12 protein-coding genes and 2 pseudogenes are annotated in these 15,298 nt (G+C 70.7%); 4 read left to right on the forward strand and 10 right to left on the reverse strand.

Annotation, left to right across the window (positions count from 1 at the left end):
• Positions 1–212: 212 nt before the first annotated feature.
• Complete coding sequence (locus ACFHWT_RS30270; protein WP_416598065.1) at positions 213–1,292, reverse strand: aspartate-semialdehyde dehydrogenase; 1,080 nt, start codon at positions 1,290–1,292, stop codon at positions 213–215.
• Between the two features lie 5 nt (positions 1,293–1,297).
• Positions 1,298–2,563: an aspartate kinase gene (locus ACFHWT_RS30275; RefSeq protein WP_281552759.1), complete on the reverse strand. Its 1,266-nt coding sequence runs from the start codon at positions 2,561–2,563 to the stop codon at positions 1,298–1,300.
• A 328-nt stretch (positions 2,564–2,891) separates the two neighbouring features.
• Here ACFHWT_RS30275 and ACFHWT_RS30280 point away from each other — a divergent pair, with 328 nt between their 5' ends.
• The 4 genes and pseudogenes from ACFHWT_RS30280 to ACFHWT_RS30295 all read left to right on the forward strand — a co-directional run.
• Positions 2,892–3,680 (forward strand): hypothetical protein, encoded by a 789-nt coding sequence (locus ACFHWT_RS30280; protein ID WP_416598066.1) that lies wholly within the window; start codon positions 2,892–2,894, stop codon positions 3,678–3,680.
• 510 nt (positions 3,681–4,190) lie between these two features.
• Positions 4,191–5,888, forward strand: a complete 1,698-nt coding sequence (leuA, locus tag ACFHWT_RS30285) for a 2-isopropylmalate synthase (protein ID WP_416598073.1) — start codon at positions 4,191–4,193, stop codon at positions 5,886–5,888.
• Positions 5,889–5,984: 96 nt separating this feature from the next.
• Positions 5,985–6,695, forward strand: a complete 711-nt coding sequence (locus tag ACFHWT_RS30290; RefSeq protein ID WP_416598067.1) for an HNH endonuclease family protein — start codon at positions 5,985–5,987, stop codon at positions 6,693–6,695.
• Positions 6,696–6,791: 96 nt separating this feature from the next.
• Positions 6,792–7,031 (forward strand): annotated as a pseudogene (locus ACFHWT_RS30295) (hypothetical protein); the annotation flags it as partial.
• A gap of 48 nt (positions 7,032–7,079) precedes the next feature.
• Here ACFHWT_RS30295 and ACFHWT_RS30300 read toward each other — a convergent pair.
• The 8 genes and pseudogenes from ACFHWT_RS30300 to ACFHWT_RS30335 all read right to left on the reverse strand — a co-directional run.
• Entirely contained in the window at positions 7,080–8,171 is a 1,092-nt protein-coding gene (locus ACFHWT_RS30300) for an ABC transporter ATP-binding protein (protein ID WP_416598068.1), read from the reverse strand.
• The gene (locus ACFHWT_RS30305) at positions 8,164–9,165 is read right to left on the reverse strand and encodes an ABC transporter ATP-binding protein (RefSeq protein WP_416598069.1); all 1,002 of its coding nucleotides are present in this window, start codon (positions 9,163–9,165) and stop codon (positions 8,164–8,166) included. Before ACFHWT_RS30305 ends, ACFHWT_RS30300 begins: the two co-directional genes overlap by 8 nt.
• A gap of 3 nt (positions 9,166–9,168) precedes the next feature.
• Entirely contained in the window at positions 9,169–10,140 is a 972-nt protein-coding gene (locus ACFHWT_RS30310) for an ABC transporter permease (protein ID WP_416598070.1), read from the reverse strand.
• Between the two features lie 73 nt (positions 10,141–10,213).
• A complete protein-coding gene (locus tag ACFHWT_RS30315; protein WP_278172097.1) occupies positions 10,214–11,218 on the reverse strand; it encodes an ABC transporter permease in 1,005 nt (334 codons plus the stop codon).
• A 139-nt stretch (positions 11,219–11,357) separates the two neighbouring features.
• Positions 11,358–13,019: an ABC transporter substrate-binding protein gene (locus ACFHWT_RS30320; protein ID WP_416598071.1), complete on the reverse strand. Its 1,662-nt coding sequence runs from the start codon at positions 13,017–13,019 to the stop codon at positions 11,358–11,360.
• Positions 13,020–13,257: 238 nt separating this feature from the next.
• Positions 13,258–13,851, reverse strand: coding sequence for a recombination mediator RecR (gene recR, locus ACFHWT_RS30325; RefSeq protein WP_416598072.1), 594 nt, complete (start codon positions 13,849–13,851; stop codon positions 13,258–13,260).
• A gap of 10 nt (positions 13,852–13,861) precedes the next feature.
• Positions 13,862–14,170: a YbaB/EbfC family nucleoid-associated protein gene (locus ACFHWT_RS30330; RefSeq protein ID WP_233606442.1), complete on the reverse strand. Its 309-nt coding sequence runs from the start codon at positions 14,168–14,170 to the stop codon at positions 13,862–13,864.
• A 137-nt stretch (positions 14,171–14,307) separates the two neighbouring features.
• Positions 14,308–15,298, reverse strand: a pseudogene (locus tag ACFHWT_RS30335) (DNA polymerase III subunit gamma and tau); the annotation flags it as partial.

Here is a 15,298-nt window from a genome sequence, read left to right on the forward strand (position 1 = left end):
CCACCCAATACCGAAACTACTCAACCGAGCTCAAGACGAACCGCGTCGGTGGATCGAGGCTTAGGATGTGGTGTTCGGGTTTCCCCTAGGCACCGTTAGAAGAGTTATGTATCAAATAGAGCACACTTCGGCTGGCTGCTGCAACCTCAACACTGCGTTCAGTCACAGCTGAGGCCAAGCGCGGCAGCGACTGCCGCACGTCAGCGCGTCGGTCACCGACTGGCGGACAGATCCCGGGCGATCAGTTCGGCGATCTGGATGGTGTTCAGCGCCGAACCCTTGCGCAGGTTGTCGCCGGTGACGAAGAAGTCGATGGCCCGGGGGTCGTCCATCGACCGACGGATCCGGCCGACCCAGGACGGCTCGGTGCCGACCGCGTCGATCGGCATCGGGAACTCGGCGTTCGCCGGGTCGTCGACCACGATCACCCCGGGCGCGTTGCGCAGGACCTCGCGGGCGCCGTCCGCGGTCACCTCACTGCCGAAGACCGCGTGTACGGCGACCGAGTGCCCGGTCACCACCGGCACCCGCACGCAGGTGGACGAGACCTTCAGATCCGGCAGGCCGAGGATCTTGCGGGACTCGTCGCGGAGTTTCAGCTCCTCGGTGGACCATCCGGCGTCGGCGAGCTCGCCGGTGAACGGCACCACGTTGAGCGCCAGCGGCGCCGGGAACGGGCCGAGGTCGTCACCCACCGCCTGGCGTACGTCGCCCGGCCGCGAGCCGAGCGTGCGGTCGCTGGCCGCCCTGGTCAGCTGGCTGTGCAGCAGGTCCACGCCGAACCGCCCGGCGCCGGAGACCGACTGGTAGCTGGCCAGCACCAGTTCGCGCAGGCCGTACTCGCGGTGCAGCGGGGCGATCGCGACGATCATGGCCAGGACGGTGCAGTTGGCGTTGGAGACGATCCGGCGCGGCCGGCGACGTACCTGCTCGGCGTTGATCTCCGGCACGACCAGCGGTACGCCGGGGTCCATCCGGAACGCACCCGAGTTGTCGACCACGGTCGCGCCGCGCTCGGTGGCGACCGGTGTCCACTGCCGGGACACGTCGTCCGGCACGTCCACCATGACGACGTCGACGCCGTCGAAGGCTTCCGGGCTGACCTGGTGCACCGGCAGCTCCTCGCCCCGGCAGCGCACCAGCCGCCCGGCGGAGCGGGGTGAGGCCAGCAACCGGATCTCGCCCCAGACGTTGGCCCGTGAAGTGAGTAGCTCGCACATGACAGCACCGACAGCGCCGGTCGCACCGAACACCGCGAGGGTGGGCAGCGGGCGTGCCCTGGTGTCAGGCACCGGGTTCACCGGCCAGTGCCTGCGTAGACCACCGCCTCCTCCGTACCGCCGAGGTCAAAGGCGGCGTGCACCGCGCGTACCGCCGCGTCCAGGTCGGTGTCCCGGCAGACGACCGAGACCCGGATCTCCGAGGTGGAGATCATCTCGATGTTGACGCCGGCCTCGGCGAGGGCGGCGAAGAAATTGGCGGCCACGCCCGGGTGCGAACGCATCCCGGCACCGATCAGCGACACCTTGCCGACGTGGTCGTCGTAGAGCAGGCCCTTGAAGGCGATCCGCTCCTGCTCCTTGCCCAGCGCCGCCATCGCGGTCGGGCCATCGGCCTTCGGCAGGGTGAAGGAGACGTCGGTACGGCCGGTCCCCTCGGTCGACACGTTCTGCACGATCATGTCGATGTTGGTCTCCGCGTTGGCCACCGTCTCGAAGATGCGGGCGGCGGCACCCGGCTCGTCGGGAACGCCGACGATGGTGATCTTCGCCTCGCTCCGGTCGTGGGCGACTCCGGTGATGAGTGCTTGCTCCACGGAAAGATCCTCCATCGATCCGGTCACCATGGTGCCGGTGTTGGTCGAGTACGACGAGCGGACGTGGATCGGCAGACCGGCCCGGCGGGCATACTCGACGCTGCGCAGGTGCAGCACCTTCGCCCCGCAGGCGGCCAGCTCCAGCATCTCCTCGTAGGTGATCTGCTTGATGTGCCGGGCGTTCGGCACGATTCGGGGGTCGGCGGTGAACACCCCGTCGACGTCGGTGTAGATCTCGCAGACGTCGGCCTGCAGCGCGGCGGCGAGCGCCACCGCCGTGGTGTCCGAACCACCGCGGCCCAGTGTGGTGATGTCCTTGGTGTCCTGGGACACGCCCTGGAAACCGGCCACGATCGCCACCGCGCCCTCGTCCAGGGCACCCTGCAGCCGGCCGGGGGTGACGTCGATGATCCGGGCTCGCCCGTGCACCGAGGTGGTCAGCACACCGGCCTGCGAGCCGGTGTAGGACCGCGCCTCGTAGCCCAGGTTGTGGATGGCCATGGCGAGCAGCGCCATCGAGATCCGCTCGCCGGAGGTGAGCAGCATGTCCAGCTCCCGGCCGGGCGGCAGCGGGCTGATCTGCCCCGCGAGGTCGAGCAGCTCGTCGGTGGTGTCGCCCATCGCGGAGACGACCACCACGACGTCGTCGCCGGACTTGCGGGCCGCGACGATTCGCTCGGCGACCCGCTTGATGCGTTCGGCGTCGGCGACCGAGGACCCGCCGTACTTCTGCACCACCAGTGCCACGGCGGTCCACTCCCCTCCAGCTGCTGCCAACCTGCCGGCATCAGGGTACCGGCGTCCGGAGCCCGCGCAGACAGCCGTTCCCACGATCCGGCCGGGTGCGGTCACCGCCCGTGTCCGTCGGGGACGCCGGTCGTCCGGCCGGCCCGGTCCGCGACACGCCGACGACTCGCCGTCGGGCCGAAAGGCCGCAGGTCGTCAGCGGGCCGGCGACGGAAATCGGCGTGTCCGTGGGCCGCCCGGCCGCAAAACCCGACCGGGTACGCAGAATGGGCGGATGCGTTCCCGGGGTCCCGTAGCGTCACGAAACTCGCCTGCCGCGCTGGCTTGCGTGGCGTTCGTCACGTTGTCCCTGCTGGGCTGCGATTCCACCGATCCGGTGACGTCGCCGCAGGGCACGCCGACCGGCGAGCAGTCGCCGTCGGCGCCAGGGAGCACCCCGCCGGCCGAACCACGGGCGCAGTTGGCGGCGGCGGCCGCCGCCGCCAGCGACCTGCGGATGACGGCGTTCTACACGTTGCAGACCCCAGGTCGGCCGGACCGGACGGTGGCGGTGACCCTGGCCGAGGACGGCGGGTGGCGGGTGGACATTCCGGGCGGCGCCCCAGGCGGCGCGGGCGGTACGAGCAGCACGAGCGGCACGGGCGACGTCGCGATGGCGCAGAACGACGATGGCCTGTTCCGGTGTGCGCTGCCGTCGGCCGGCAACCCGGTGACGTCGTACTGTGTCCGGCTGGGCGACCCGGACGCCGCGGTCGAACCGGCACTCGACCCTCGGCTGCACCACCTGTTCGCCGACTGGCGGGCGGTGCTGGCCGACCGGCGTGCCCCGCTGGCGGTGTCGGTGACCGAACCGCTCGACGGCGCCGACGGCACCTGCTTCTCCGTGGAGTCGACCACCACCTCGTTGCAGCCGCCACTGGACGTGGGAATCTACTGCTACCGCCCGGACGGCACCCTCACCGGCGCACGGTTGGAGCTCGGGACGCTGCTGTTGGCGGGCCAGCCGGGCACGGCCCCGCCGTCGATCACGCTGCCGGGCCCGGTGACCACCGGGGTGCCGCCGGGCTCGGCCGGCACCCCGCCGACGAGCAGCGGATCCACGACCGGCACCGGCTGAGATTTCGGCCGGGCTTTGCCAACCCGCGATCACCACGTAGGGTGAGAACCGTCATGTGGCAGGCGCTCCTCCTTCGCTGCCGCGACGAGGCCCCCGAGGCCGGCACCTCGTCGCGGAGTTGACCCGCGCCGCCTTGACCCCATCCGCGCCCACGCTGTCCAGCCGCTCCGGCACCGTTCGCCGCACCTGGGCGAGCGCGCCGCCCAGCTGACCGAACCGGGCCGCCGCCCTTCGCCGTACCGACGCGGCCACCGCGACCGAAACGGCCACCATGACCGACGCGGCCACCGCGACCGGATCGCCGCCGGGCCCTGCCGGCCGACCGGACCGAGGTGCCGCCGCCGGCCGGCGGACGCGACAGCGCGGGACCGTCCCAGACCAGGAGATCGCACCATGGCACAGCCAACCGCCGGCCCAGCACGGCAGTCCGTCAACGTCCAGCCCACCGCCGATCCGGGCGCCACCGACCAGCCCGCCACCGACCCGATCGCCCGACAGCGGCCGAGCCGGATGGCGTACCAGCGTTATCAGCCCTACCACCAGCAGTTCGCCGTCGACGTACCCGACCGGCAGTGGCCCACCCGGCGCATCGAGCAGCCACCCCGATGGTGTGCCGTCGACCTGCGCGACGGCAACCAGGCGCTGATCGATCCGATGTCGCCGGACCGCAAACGCCGGATGTTCCAGCTGCTGGTGCAGATGGGCTACAAGGAGATCGAGGTCGGGTTCCCGGCGGCCAGCCAGACCGACTTCGAGTTCGTCCGGCAGCTGATCGAGCAGGACCTGATCCCCGACGACGTCACGATCCAGGTGCTGACCCAGTGCCGGGAGCATCTGATCGACCGGACCTTCGAGTCGCTGCGCGGCGCCCGGCGGGCGATCGTGCACTTCTACAACTCGACGTCGGTGCTGCAGCGGCGGGTGGTCTTCGGCCTGGACAAGGCCGGGATCACCGACATCGCCACCACCGGGGCGCGGCTGTGCCAGAAGTACGCCGAGATCCACACCCCGGACACCGACATCTTCTACGAGTACTCGCCCGAGTCGTACACCGGCACCGAGCTGGACTACGCGCTGGAGGTGTGCAGCGCGGTCATCGACGTGATCCAGCCCACCCCCGACCGACCGCTGATCATCAACCTGCCGGCGACCGTCGAGATGGCCACCCCCAACGTGTACGCCGACTCGATCGAGTGGATGCACCGGCGGCTGCCGCGGCGGGAGAGTGTGGTGCTGTCGCTGCACCCGCACAACGACCGGGGCACCGCGGTGGCCGCCGCCGAGCTGGGTCTGCTGGCCGGCGCGGACCGGATCGAGGGCTGCCTGTTCGGCAACGGTGAACGCACCGGCAACGTCGACCTGGTGACTCTGGGGCTGAACCTGTTCAGCCAGGGTGTCGACCCGCAGATCGACTTCAGCCAGATCGACGAGATCAAGCGGGCCGTCGAGTACTGCAACCAGCTGCCGGTGCACGAGCGGCATCCGTACGCCGGGGACCTGGTTTACACCGCGTTCTCCGGCTCCCATCAGGATGCCATCAAGAAGGGTTTCGACGCGCTGGCCGGCGACGCCGACGCGGCCGGGGTCCAGGTCGACGACCACTCCTGGGGAGTGCCGTACCTGCCGATCGACCCGCGTGACGTGGGGCGCACCTACGAGGCGGTGATCCGGGTCAACTCGCAGTCCGGCAAGGGCGGGGTGGCGTACGTGATGCGCCAGGAACACAACCTGGACCTGCCCCGGCGGCTGCAGATCGAGTTCTCCGGTGTGGTGCAGGCCGTCACCGACGACTCCGGCGGCGAGATCGAGCCGCAGCGGATGTGGGAGATCTTCGCCGACGAGTACCTCGGCGGTCAGCGGACCGGACCGGCGGTGATTCTGGAGTCGTACGCGACGAGCACGGTCGACGGCAAGGTGGAGGCGACCTCGGTGGTCGTGGTCGACGGCGTCCGGCACACCCTGGACTCGGCGGGTAACGGCCCGATCGACGCGTACGTCAACGCGCTGCAGGCGGTGGACGTCGGCGTGCGGGTGCTGGACTACCACGAGCACGCGCTCTCCGCCGGGGGCGACGCGCAGGCGGCGGCGTACGTGGAGTGCGAGGTCGGCGACCGTACGGTCTGGGGTGTCGGGCTGGACTCGAACATCGTGATCGCCTCGGTGCGGGCGGTGACCAGCGCGGTGAACCGCAGTCGGCGCGCCGGCTGAGCCGGCGGCACCGGGTCAAGATCCACTTAGGTTCCGGCGAAACGCCGGGACGGCGGGTGCCTGGCGCTGACCGCCGGGCACCCGCAAGCTGGACGGGTGCGAACCCCTTTTCGACAGCGTCCCTGGACCATCCGATTCGACCCGCGCCGGGCGGCGGTCGCGGTAGCCGCCGCCCTGGCGCTCGTCGCGACCGCCGGCTGCGAGTCCGTCGACATCACCCTCGGCTCCCCCACCGCCGCGCCGCCCGACGGGTCGGCGGACGGCTCCGGCGACGGCTCCGCTGATCAGGCATCCGCGCTGCTCGACCAGCTGACCGTGGCGTCCGCCGGCGCGATGCGCGGCTACAGCCGGGACCACTTTCCGCACTGGAGCTCCGCCGGCAGCAACTGCGACGTGCGGGACACCGTGCTGGAACGCGACGGCACGGCGATCGAACTGGATGGCTGCAACGTGGTCGGTGGGCAGTGGCTCAGCGCGTTCGACGGCGAGTCCTTCACCGACCCCGGCGACCTCGACATCGACCACATCGTCCCGCTGGCCAACGCCTGGCGCTCCGGTGCCGACGAGTGGGACGACGACCAGCGCCGCGAGTTCGCCAACGACCTGGACCGTCCGCAGCTGATCGCGGTTTCCGCGTCGACCAACCGGGCAAAGGGTGACCAGGACCCGTCGCAGTGGAAGCCGCCGAACCGGGACTACTGGTGCCAGTACGCCCAGGACTGGATCACGGTCAAGCACTACTGGGAGCTGTCGGTCACCGAGCCGGAGAAGGCGGCGCTGGCCGACATGCTGACCACCTGTCCGTGACCGCGACCGGTCGCTGACACCGGCCGGTCGGTGACGACGGTACGGGTGCCGACGAGAGGACAGGAGCTGACCATGGGCGAGCCGGTGGAGTCGAGCCGCACCCGGGACATCGTCGCCGGGCCGGGCGGGGTGATGACCGACGAGGTCGGCGTGATCACCGGCGAGTTGACGCTGCGCACCGAGTTCGCCGCCGGCCAGGTCACCCTCCGCGTGCAGTACAAGGACGCCGCGGAGTGGTACGCGGTGACCGGCGGCCGGGCCGACCTGGCCGACCCGGCCGGCCTGGACGCCGTACACGCCATCGCGGTCGGCCTGCTGCACCGCCCGGACGGCTGAAACTGCGTCCAGCCCGTACGGCAGCGGCTCGCGCGGGGGTGCGAACGGCTACGGCAGCGGCTCGCGCGGGGCGGAGACGGTGGCCGGCCCGGTGCCGGCGCCGGCGGGGGCGACCGCTTCCGGGCTCGTCCGGTGTGGGCGCAGCGACCCGGCGGCGATCTGCTCGGCCCAGTGGCAGGCCACCCGGGACGGGCCGATCTCGCGTAGCACCGGCCGCTCGTCGGCGCAGCGGGTCGGCTGCGCCCACGGGCACCGGGTGTGAAATCGGCAGCCGGCCGGCGGGTTCGCTGGCGACGGGAGGTCCCCGGCCAGCAGGATCCGTTCCCGCCGGTCCTCCACCTCCGGGTCCGGCACCGGCACGGCAGACAGCAACGCCCGGGTGTACGGGTGCAGCGGCTCGCGGTAGAGCTGGTCCCCGGGCGCCTCCTCGACCAGCGCGCCGAGGTACATCACCCCGATGGTGTCCGAGATGTGGCGAACCACCGCCAGGTCGTGGGCGATCACCAGGTAGGTGAGGCCGCGTTCGATCTGCAGCTCGTCCAGCAGGTTGATCACCTGGGCCTGGATCGACACGTCCAGGGCGGAGACCGGTTCGTCGGCGACGATCAGCTCCGGGCCGAGGACCAGCGCGCGGGCGATGCCGATCCGTTGCCGTTGGCCGCCGGAGAACTCGTGCGGATAGCGGGACAGCGCCCAGCGGGGCAGGCCGACCGCGTCGAGCGCTTCGCCGACGATCTGCCGGCGCTCGGTGCGGTCGGCACCGATGTCGTGCGCCTGCAGCCCTTCGACCAGGATCGACTCGACGTTCTGCCGCGGGTCCAGGCTGGACATCGGGTCCTGGAAGATCATCTGGAAGCGGCGGCGCATGGTCCGCAGCTTGGCCGCCGGCAGGCGGTTCAACGTCACTCCGTCGAAGACCACCTCGCCGCCGGTCGGCGGGGTCAACTGCAGGATGGCCCGGCCGAGCGTCGACTTGCCGCAGCCCGACTCGCCCACCAGGCCGTACGTCTCGCCCCGGGCGATCCGCAGGTCCACCCCGTCGACCGCCCGGACGTGCCCGACGACCCGGTCCAGCAGGACGCCCCGGGTGATCGGAAAGTGCACCTTGAGGTCGCGGACCTCGACCAGTGGCTCATTCACCGGCGGCCTCCCCCGTGTCGTCGGTCTCGGGCGGGTTGACGCAGCGGAACGCGTGCCCGTCCGGCTCCCGGCGCAGCTGCGGCGGGGTGCCGAGGCAGGCGTCAACCTGGCGGGCGCAGCGCGGCGCGAAGGCGCAGCCGTCCGGCCAGGGCAGCAGGTCCCGGACCGAGCCGGGGATGGGTCGCAGTCGCCGACCGTGGCCCGCGTCGAGCCGGGGAATCGAGCCGAGCAGACCGACCGTGTACGGGTGACGTGGTGCCGCGAACAGTGGACGGCGGCGGGCCGTCTCAACCACCCGACCGCCGTACAGCACGTTGATCGTGTCGCACATGCCGGCCACCACCCCCAGATCGTGGGTGATCATCACCAGCGCGGTGCCGGACTCGCGGACCAGGTCCTTGAGCAGTTCCAGGATCTGCGCCTGGATCGTCACGTCCAGCGCGGTCGTCGGCTCGTCGGCGATCAGCAGCCGGGGCTGGCAGGCGACCGCCATCGCGATCAGCGCACGCTGCCGCATCCCGCCGGAGAGCTGATGCGGGTACTCCTTCAACCGGCGGGTGGGGTCCGGGATACCGACCCGGTCCAGCAGGTGCTCGGCTTCGAGCCGGGCGACCTCGCCGCGCATCCCCCGGTGCCGGACCAGCACCTCGGTGACCTGCACTCCGATCGGCACCACCGGGTTCAGCGAGGAGAGCGGATCCTGGAAGATCATCGCCACGTCGCGGCCGCGTACGTCCCGCATCGCCCGGGGATCGAGCTGCAGCAGGTCGGTGCCGTCGAACGCGGCCTTGCCCTGGACCCGCACGCCCTTACCGGCCGGCAGCAACCCCATGATCGCCAATGAGGTGACGCTCTTGCCGCAGCCGGACTCGCCGACCAGCCCGGTCACCTCACCGGCGTCGACCGAGAAGGACACCCCGTCGACCGCGTGCACGTTCCGCTGCCCCCGCCGGGCGAAGGTGACCGCCAGTTCATCCACGTCGAGCAGCGCCATGGCTCACTTCCGCAGTTTCGGGTCGAGGGCTTCGCGCATCGCCTCGCCCAGCAGGGTGAAGCCCAACGCGGTGATGATGATGCCCAGCGCGGGCAGGATCGCCAGCCGGGGCGCGGCGTCCAGGTAGCGCTGCGCGTCGGCCAGCATCACCCCCCATTCCGGGATTGACGCGTCCGGGTTGCCGAGCCCCAGGAACGACAGCGCGGCCACCTCGATGATCGCGGTGGCCAGGGTGAGGGTGGACTGCACGATCACCGGTGCGAGTGAGTTCGGCAGGATGTGGGTCAGCGCCACCTTGCTCCGCCGTACCCCCAGGGAGGTGGCCGCGAGCACGTAGTCGCTGTTCGACTGGGCGAGCATCGAGCCGCGCAGCAGCCGGGCGAAGATCGGCACCGACACCATGCCGACCGCGATCATGACGGTGGTCAGGCTGGCCCCGAGCAGCGCCGCGATGCTGATCGCCAGCAGCAGGCTGGGCAGCGCCAGCAGCATGTCGACGATCCGCATCAGCACGGTGTCCACCCAGCGGCCCCACCGCCCGCCGAGGCCGGCGGCGGCACCGGCCAGGCCACCGATCAGCGTGCCGACCGTCAGCCCGATCAGGGTGGCGACGACGCCGACCAGCAGGGTCTGCCGGGCACCGACGATCATCCGGCTGAACTCGTCGCGGCCGAGATGGTCCACGCCGAACCAGTTCTCCGCGCGCGGCCCCGGGTAGAAGGCCTGCGCCTCGCGGATCTCGTCCTTCCACAGCTGCGCCGCCGGGTCGTACGGCACCAGGAACGGGCCGACCAGGGCGACCAGCAGGAAGACGCCGAGGATGACGGTGCCGACGATCGCCGCCGGGTTGCGGCGCAGCCGGCGGAACGCCTCCTGCCAGAGGCTGACACCGCGCTCGTCGTCGTGCGCCGCGGACAGCTCGGCGAGCCGGTCCAGCTTTGCCTTCTTCCGCCCCGGGCTCAGTACGTCACTCATCGGGCCGCCTCCGTCCGCGGCTGCGCGCCGCGCTCGCCGCAGTCCTGTCCACCCGCACCGACCAACCGCCCGCTCACCGGACCCGCACCCTCGGGTCGATGAAGGTGTAGGAGATGTCCACCAACAGGTTCACCAGCACGTAGACCAACGCGATGATCAGGATGAAGCCCTGCAGTACGGGGTAGTCCCGTTGGCTGATCGCGTCGGCGACGAAGGCACCGATGCCGCCGAAGGCGAACACGGTCTCGGTGAGCACCGCACCGGACAGCAGCCCGCCGGTGAGCAGGCCGATGCTGGTGGCCACCGGCAGCATCGCGTTGCGCAGCACGTGCCGGCGGCGGATCACCCGGCCGGTCAGGCCCTTGGCCTGGGCGGTACGGACGAAGTCCTCGCCGAGCACCTCCAGCACGCTGGCCCGGGTGATCCGGACGATGATCGCCAACGGAATGCTGGCCAGCGCCAACCCTGGCAGCACCAGGTGCCACAGCGCGTTGAGCGAGGCGTCCCACTCCCGGGTCAGTAGTCCGTCCAGGACGAAGAAGTTGGTCACCCGGGTGGCGTCGATGCGGGGGTCCTGCCGGCCGCTGGACGGGAACCAGCCGAGGTTCACCGCGAAGATCGCCTTCAGCACGTACGCCAGGAAGAAGACCGGGACGCAGATGCCGATCAGCGAGCCGACGACCGAGCCGTGGTCGAGCAGGGTGCCGCGGCGGCGGGCGGCCAGGTAGCCGAGCGGGATGCCGACCCCGATCGCGATCAGCATGGCCGCGGCGGTCAGCTCCACGGTGCCCGGGAAGCGTTGCAGGAACTCGGTGGTGACCTCACGTTTGGTGGAGATCGAGGTGCCGAGGTCGAACTGCAGCAGCCGCTTCATGAACCGGCCGTACTGGATCAGGATCGGCTCGTCGAGCCCGAGGTTGCGGCGGATCGCGGCGCGCATCTCCGGGGTGCCACGCTCACCGAGGATCGCGGACTCCGGGCCGCCGGGCAGTCGGTGCAGCCAGATGAACAGCAGCAGGGAGAGACCGAACAGCGTGGGTACGAGTTGGAGCAGTCGTCGGACGATGAAGCGGAACACGGTGCCTCGGCAGGGGGTGTGGAGGGTCGCGTGGGCGGGCGCCGCCGCGACCCGGACTGGTGGCCCGGGTGGCGGCTGACGCCCGCCCTCGTTCCGTTCGCTAGTTCACTCGTGGATCTTTGCTAGTTCACTCGTGGATTCAGGACTTGAACTCGGCGGTGGCGAACCGCTCGTCGGTGAGCGGGCTGGCCTGCACCCCGATCACGTCCTCAGCGAAGACGATCGCCGGCGGGGAGTGCGACACCGGCACGCCCGGCAGGAACTCCATGATGTCGGCGTTCAGGTCCCGGTACAGCTCGTAGCGGGCCTCGATGTCGGCGGTGCCGTCGGCCTCGACGAACTTGGCGAACAGGTCCGGGTTGTCGTAACCCCATTCGTCCTTGGGCCGGTCGAAGAACGTCCCGATGAAGTTGTACGCGTCGCCGTAGTCACCGGTCCAGCCGAGCAGGTGCAGGTCGTGCGCGTTGCCGGAGGTGGTGGCGTTGAGGTAGTCCGGCGACCACTTCAGCGGGATCGGTTCGACGGTGATCCCGGCCTCCCGCAGGTCGGCGGCGAGCAGCTCGAAGATGTCCTTCGGGTTCGGCATGTACGGCCGGGTGACCTCGGTCGGGTAGTGGAACCGCAGCGTCAGGTCCGAGTGGCCGGCCTCGGCCAGCAGCTCCTTGGCCTTGGCCACGTCGTAGTCGTAGGTGGTGACGCCGGAGTTCCAGCCCTCGATGGTCGGCGGGACGAACTGGGTGGCCACCTCGGCTCCGGGCGGCATCTTCGAGTCGACCAGCGCCTGCCGGTTCAGCGCGTGGGCGATCGCCTGCCGGACCCGGATGTCGGCCAGCGCTGGGTTGCCCTGCTGGTTCATCGCCAGGTAGAGGACGTTGAACGCCGGGCGGGTGAGCACGTTGAAGCCGTCGTCCTTGAGTGGCTGCACGTCGGCCGGACCGACCAGGTCGTAGCCCTGGATGCCGCCGTTGCGCAGCTCCTGCTTGCGGGCGTTCTCGTCGGAGATGGTCCGGAAGATCAACGTCTTGACCTTCGCCTTCTCACCGGCGTAGTCGTCGTTGCGGACCAGGGTGAGGGTCTTGTTGGCGATGTCCCAGCTGTCGAACTTGAACGGCCCGGTGCCGGTGGGGTGCTCCAACGCGTACGCCGGGTAGGAGATGTCGTCGGCGCTGCCGGTCACGTCGCTGGCGTTGTGTTCCTCCAGCGCCGCCGGCGAGTGGATGGAGAACGACGGCAGCATCAGGGCCGCCGGAATCTTGCTGGACACGCGGGTGAATGCGAGATTCACGGTGGTGTCGTCGACCACGGTGCACGACTCGAACAGGCTCTCCGGCAGGTCTTCGCTCTCGTTGTTGGCGAAGCCGCCCATCACGTCCTGCCAGTAGGCGGTGACGTCGGGGCTCTGCATCAGGCCGGTCGCGTTGTACCAGCGGTCGAAGTTGACGCAGACCGCCTCGGCGTTGAAGTCGGTGCCGTCGTGGAACTTGACGCCGGACTTCAGCTTGAACGTCCACACCGTACCGGTTTCATCCGGCGTCCAGCTCTCGGCCAGACCGGGTGTGATCGCCGTACCGCCCTCCTCGGGACGGACCAGGGTCTCGAACATCTGCCGGGCCACCCGCAGCGACTCGCCGTCGCTGGCGAAGCTGGGGTCGAGGACCTTCGGGTCACCGGCTACGCCGAAGACCAGGGTGGCATCACTGGAGTCGCCGGAGTCGTCACGCTCGCTCTCGGCGCAGCCGGCTAGGGCCAGCGCCGCGACCGCGACGGCCGCGATGGCGGCCTTCGGCCTGGGTGCACGCATGGGTGCTTCACCTCGTCCTTTGGGTACGGACAACGTAGTGACGGGGGTCACCGATGGCGAGACCTTAGCCGGCGTTCGGCGCGACCGGAAACCAGCCGGAACGCGGTTGGTACCGGATCGTGTCTTAACTGTCCCGTCAACGGCGATCGAACCCTACAGCGCCGATGATAGGCCAGATATGTCCAAGATTGGGCTATACCAAGTTGTTACATGTTTCGTGTGTTTCGCCGGCCCGGTGTCAGACCGAACGCCGGCCTTCGAACGCCCGGCCAAGGGTGATCTCGTCGGCGTACTCCAGGTCGCCGCCGACCGGCAGACCACTTGCCAACCGGGACACCGCGATCCCCATCGGCTTCACCATCAGCGCCAGATAGGTCGCGGTCGCCTCGCCCTCGGTGTTCGGGTCGGTGGCCAGAATCAGCTCCTTGACCGTCCCCGAACCCAACCGCAGCATCAGCTCCCGGATCCGCAGGTTGTCCGGGCCGACCCCCTCCAGCGGATTGATCGCCCCACCAAGCACGTGGTAGCGCCCCCGGAACTCACCGGTGCGCTCGATCGCCACGACGTCCTTCGGCTCCTCGACCACACACAGCACGTCGTCACTGCGCCGCTGGTCGCGGCAGATCCGGCAGTGCTCGGTCTCGGCCACGTTGAAACACACCGTGCAGAACTTGACCAGGTCCTTGACCCGGCGCAGCGCGGTGGCCAGCCGGGTGACGTCCGCCGGATCGGCGGAGAGAATGTAGAACGCGATCCGCTGGGCGCTCTTCGGCCCCACACCGGGCAGCCGGCCCAGCTCGTCGATCAGGTCCTGGATGGCGCCTTCGTACATCTGCGGCGGCTCAGAACCCGGGCAGGCCGAGACCGCCGAGGCCGCCCGTGACCGGGCCCATCTTCTCCTCGGTCAGCTTGCGGACCTCGTCGTTGCCGTTGCGGACCGCAGCCAGCACCAGATCCTCCAGCGTCTCCACGTCCGCCGGGTCCACCGCACTGGGGTCAATCTTGATCGACCGGATCTCGCCGACGCCGGAAAGGGTCACCGTGACAAGGCCCCCGCCGGCCACACCGGTGACCTCTGCCTCGGCCAGCTCAGCCTGGGCGGTCGCCATCTGCTGCTGCATCTTCTGCGCCTGCTTCAGCATCTGCTGCATGTTGGGCTGTCCACCGGGGCGCACGGCACCGCTCCTTCGATCGATGTGGCCGGACCGTGGCCAGCCTAGTCCGTCCCGCCGGATCCGCAGCGCCCGGCACGGAAGCCGCGCACCTGGTCACCGCGAATCCGTCTCGGTCACCGCGAATCGATATCGCCGATCTTCTCCGCGCCGAGCGCCTGGCGCAGCAACTGCATCGCCTGCTCCTCGCTGCTCTGCCGGGCGGTCTGCTCGTCCACCACCTCGTCCAGCGGCTCGTCACCCGGGTCGAAGCCCTCATAGACGGGGCCACGCGGCGGACCGGACGCGGCGCCGGACCGCACCGGCCCGTCGTAGTCCGGGTCGTACGGCGGCTCCTCGGCGGACGGTCCGTCGGCCCAGACACCGCCGCCCGCCGACGCCGAAGGACGGCCAGCCGTCACCGGTCGGCCAGCCGTCGCGGTCGCCGACCGACCGACCGACCGAGACACCGGGCCGTTCTGCTGCGCCGGTGCCGACCGTTGTCCGGGCCCAGGGCCGGTGGACGGGCCACCGCCGGACGGGCCGTCGTTCGCCGCCGAGGCGTCGCCCCCGCCCGGTCGGGCCGGTTCGGGCCAGTCGGAGTCGTCACCACCGCCGGCCGGCTGGCGGCTGCCCGGACGACTCGCACCCGGTCGACCACCGGCCCCGCCGCCCGAAGCCGCCGCGCGGGCAGCGCTGGCCGCAGCCGACCGGGTGGCGGCCGGCGGGCCCGCGGTGGCCGGGCCGTTGGCGGGTGGGCCGGTGGCGGGTGGCACCGGACCCGGCCGGGCTGCGCTGGCCCGGGCCGGACCGGACGCCCCACCGGCGGTTTCGCAGCGGATCTGCCACCGGACCCCGAGCGTCTCGTAGACGGCTTCGAGCAGCAGGTCCGGCGAGGCGGACAGCATGGTGGCGTGCACGCTGTGCCGAAAGGTCAGCACCAGCACGTCGCCGTCGACCTCACGTACCGTCGCCTCGCGGACCACCGCGGCGGCCCGCTTGCTGCGGTTGCCGACCATGGCGAGGATCTGGTCCCAGGATCGCCGGACGGCCGCCGCGTCGAGCGCGCCCGGCGCGGCCGGGGCCGGCTGCGGCTCGGCGACGGCCGGATCGGGCATCACCGCTTCC

Origin of the sequence: Micromonospora sp. LOL_021, assembly GCF_048060215.1 — a bacterium.
GTDB lineage: Bacteria > Actinomycetota > Actinomycetes > Mycobacteriales > Micromonosporaceae > Micromonospora_E.

What these genes read in the sequence shown, in the direction of transcription:
- ACFHWT_RS30310 (WP_416598070.1), bottom strand. Translation starts at nt 10,140, where the DNA reads ATGAGTGACGTACTGAGCCCGGGGCGGAAGAAGGCAAAGCTGGACCGG.
- recR (WP_416598072.1), bottom strand. Translation starts at nt 13,851, where the DNA reads ATGTACGAAGGCGCCATCCAGGACCTGATCGACGAGCTGGGCCGGCTG.
- leuA (WP_416598073.1), top strand. Translation starts at nt 4,191, where the DNA reads ATGGCGTACCAGCGTTATCAGCCCTACCACCAGCAGTTCGCCGTCGAC.
- ACFHWT_RS30305 (WP_416598069.1), bottom strand. Translation starts at nt 9,165, where the DNA reads ATGGCGCTGCTCGACGTGGATGAACTGGCGGTCACCTTCGCCCGGCGG.
- ACFHWT_RS30330 (WP_233606442.1), bottom strand. Translation starts at nt 14,170, where the DNA reads ATGCAGCAGATGCTGAAGCAGGCGCAGAAGATGCAGCAGCAGATGGCG.
- ACFHWT_RS30320 (WP_416598071.1), bottom strand. Translation starts at nt 13,019, where the DNA reads ATGCGTGCACCCAGGCCGAAGGCCGCCATCGCGGCCGTCGCGGTCGCG.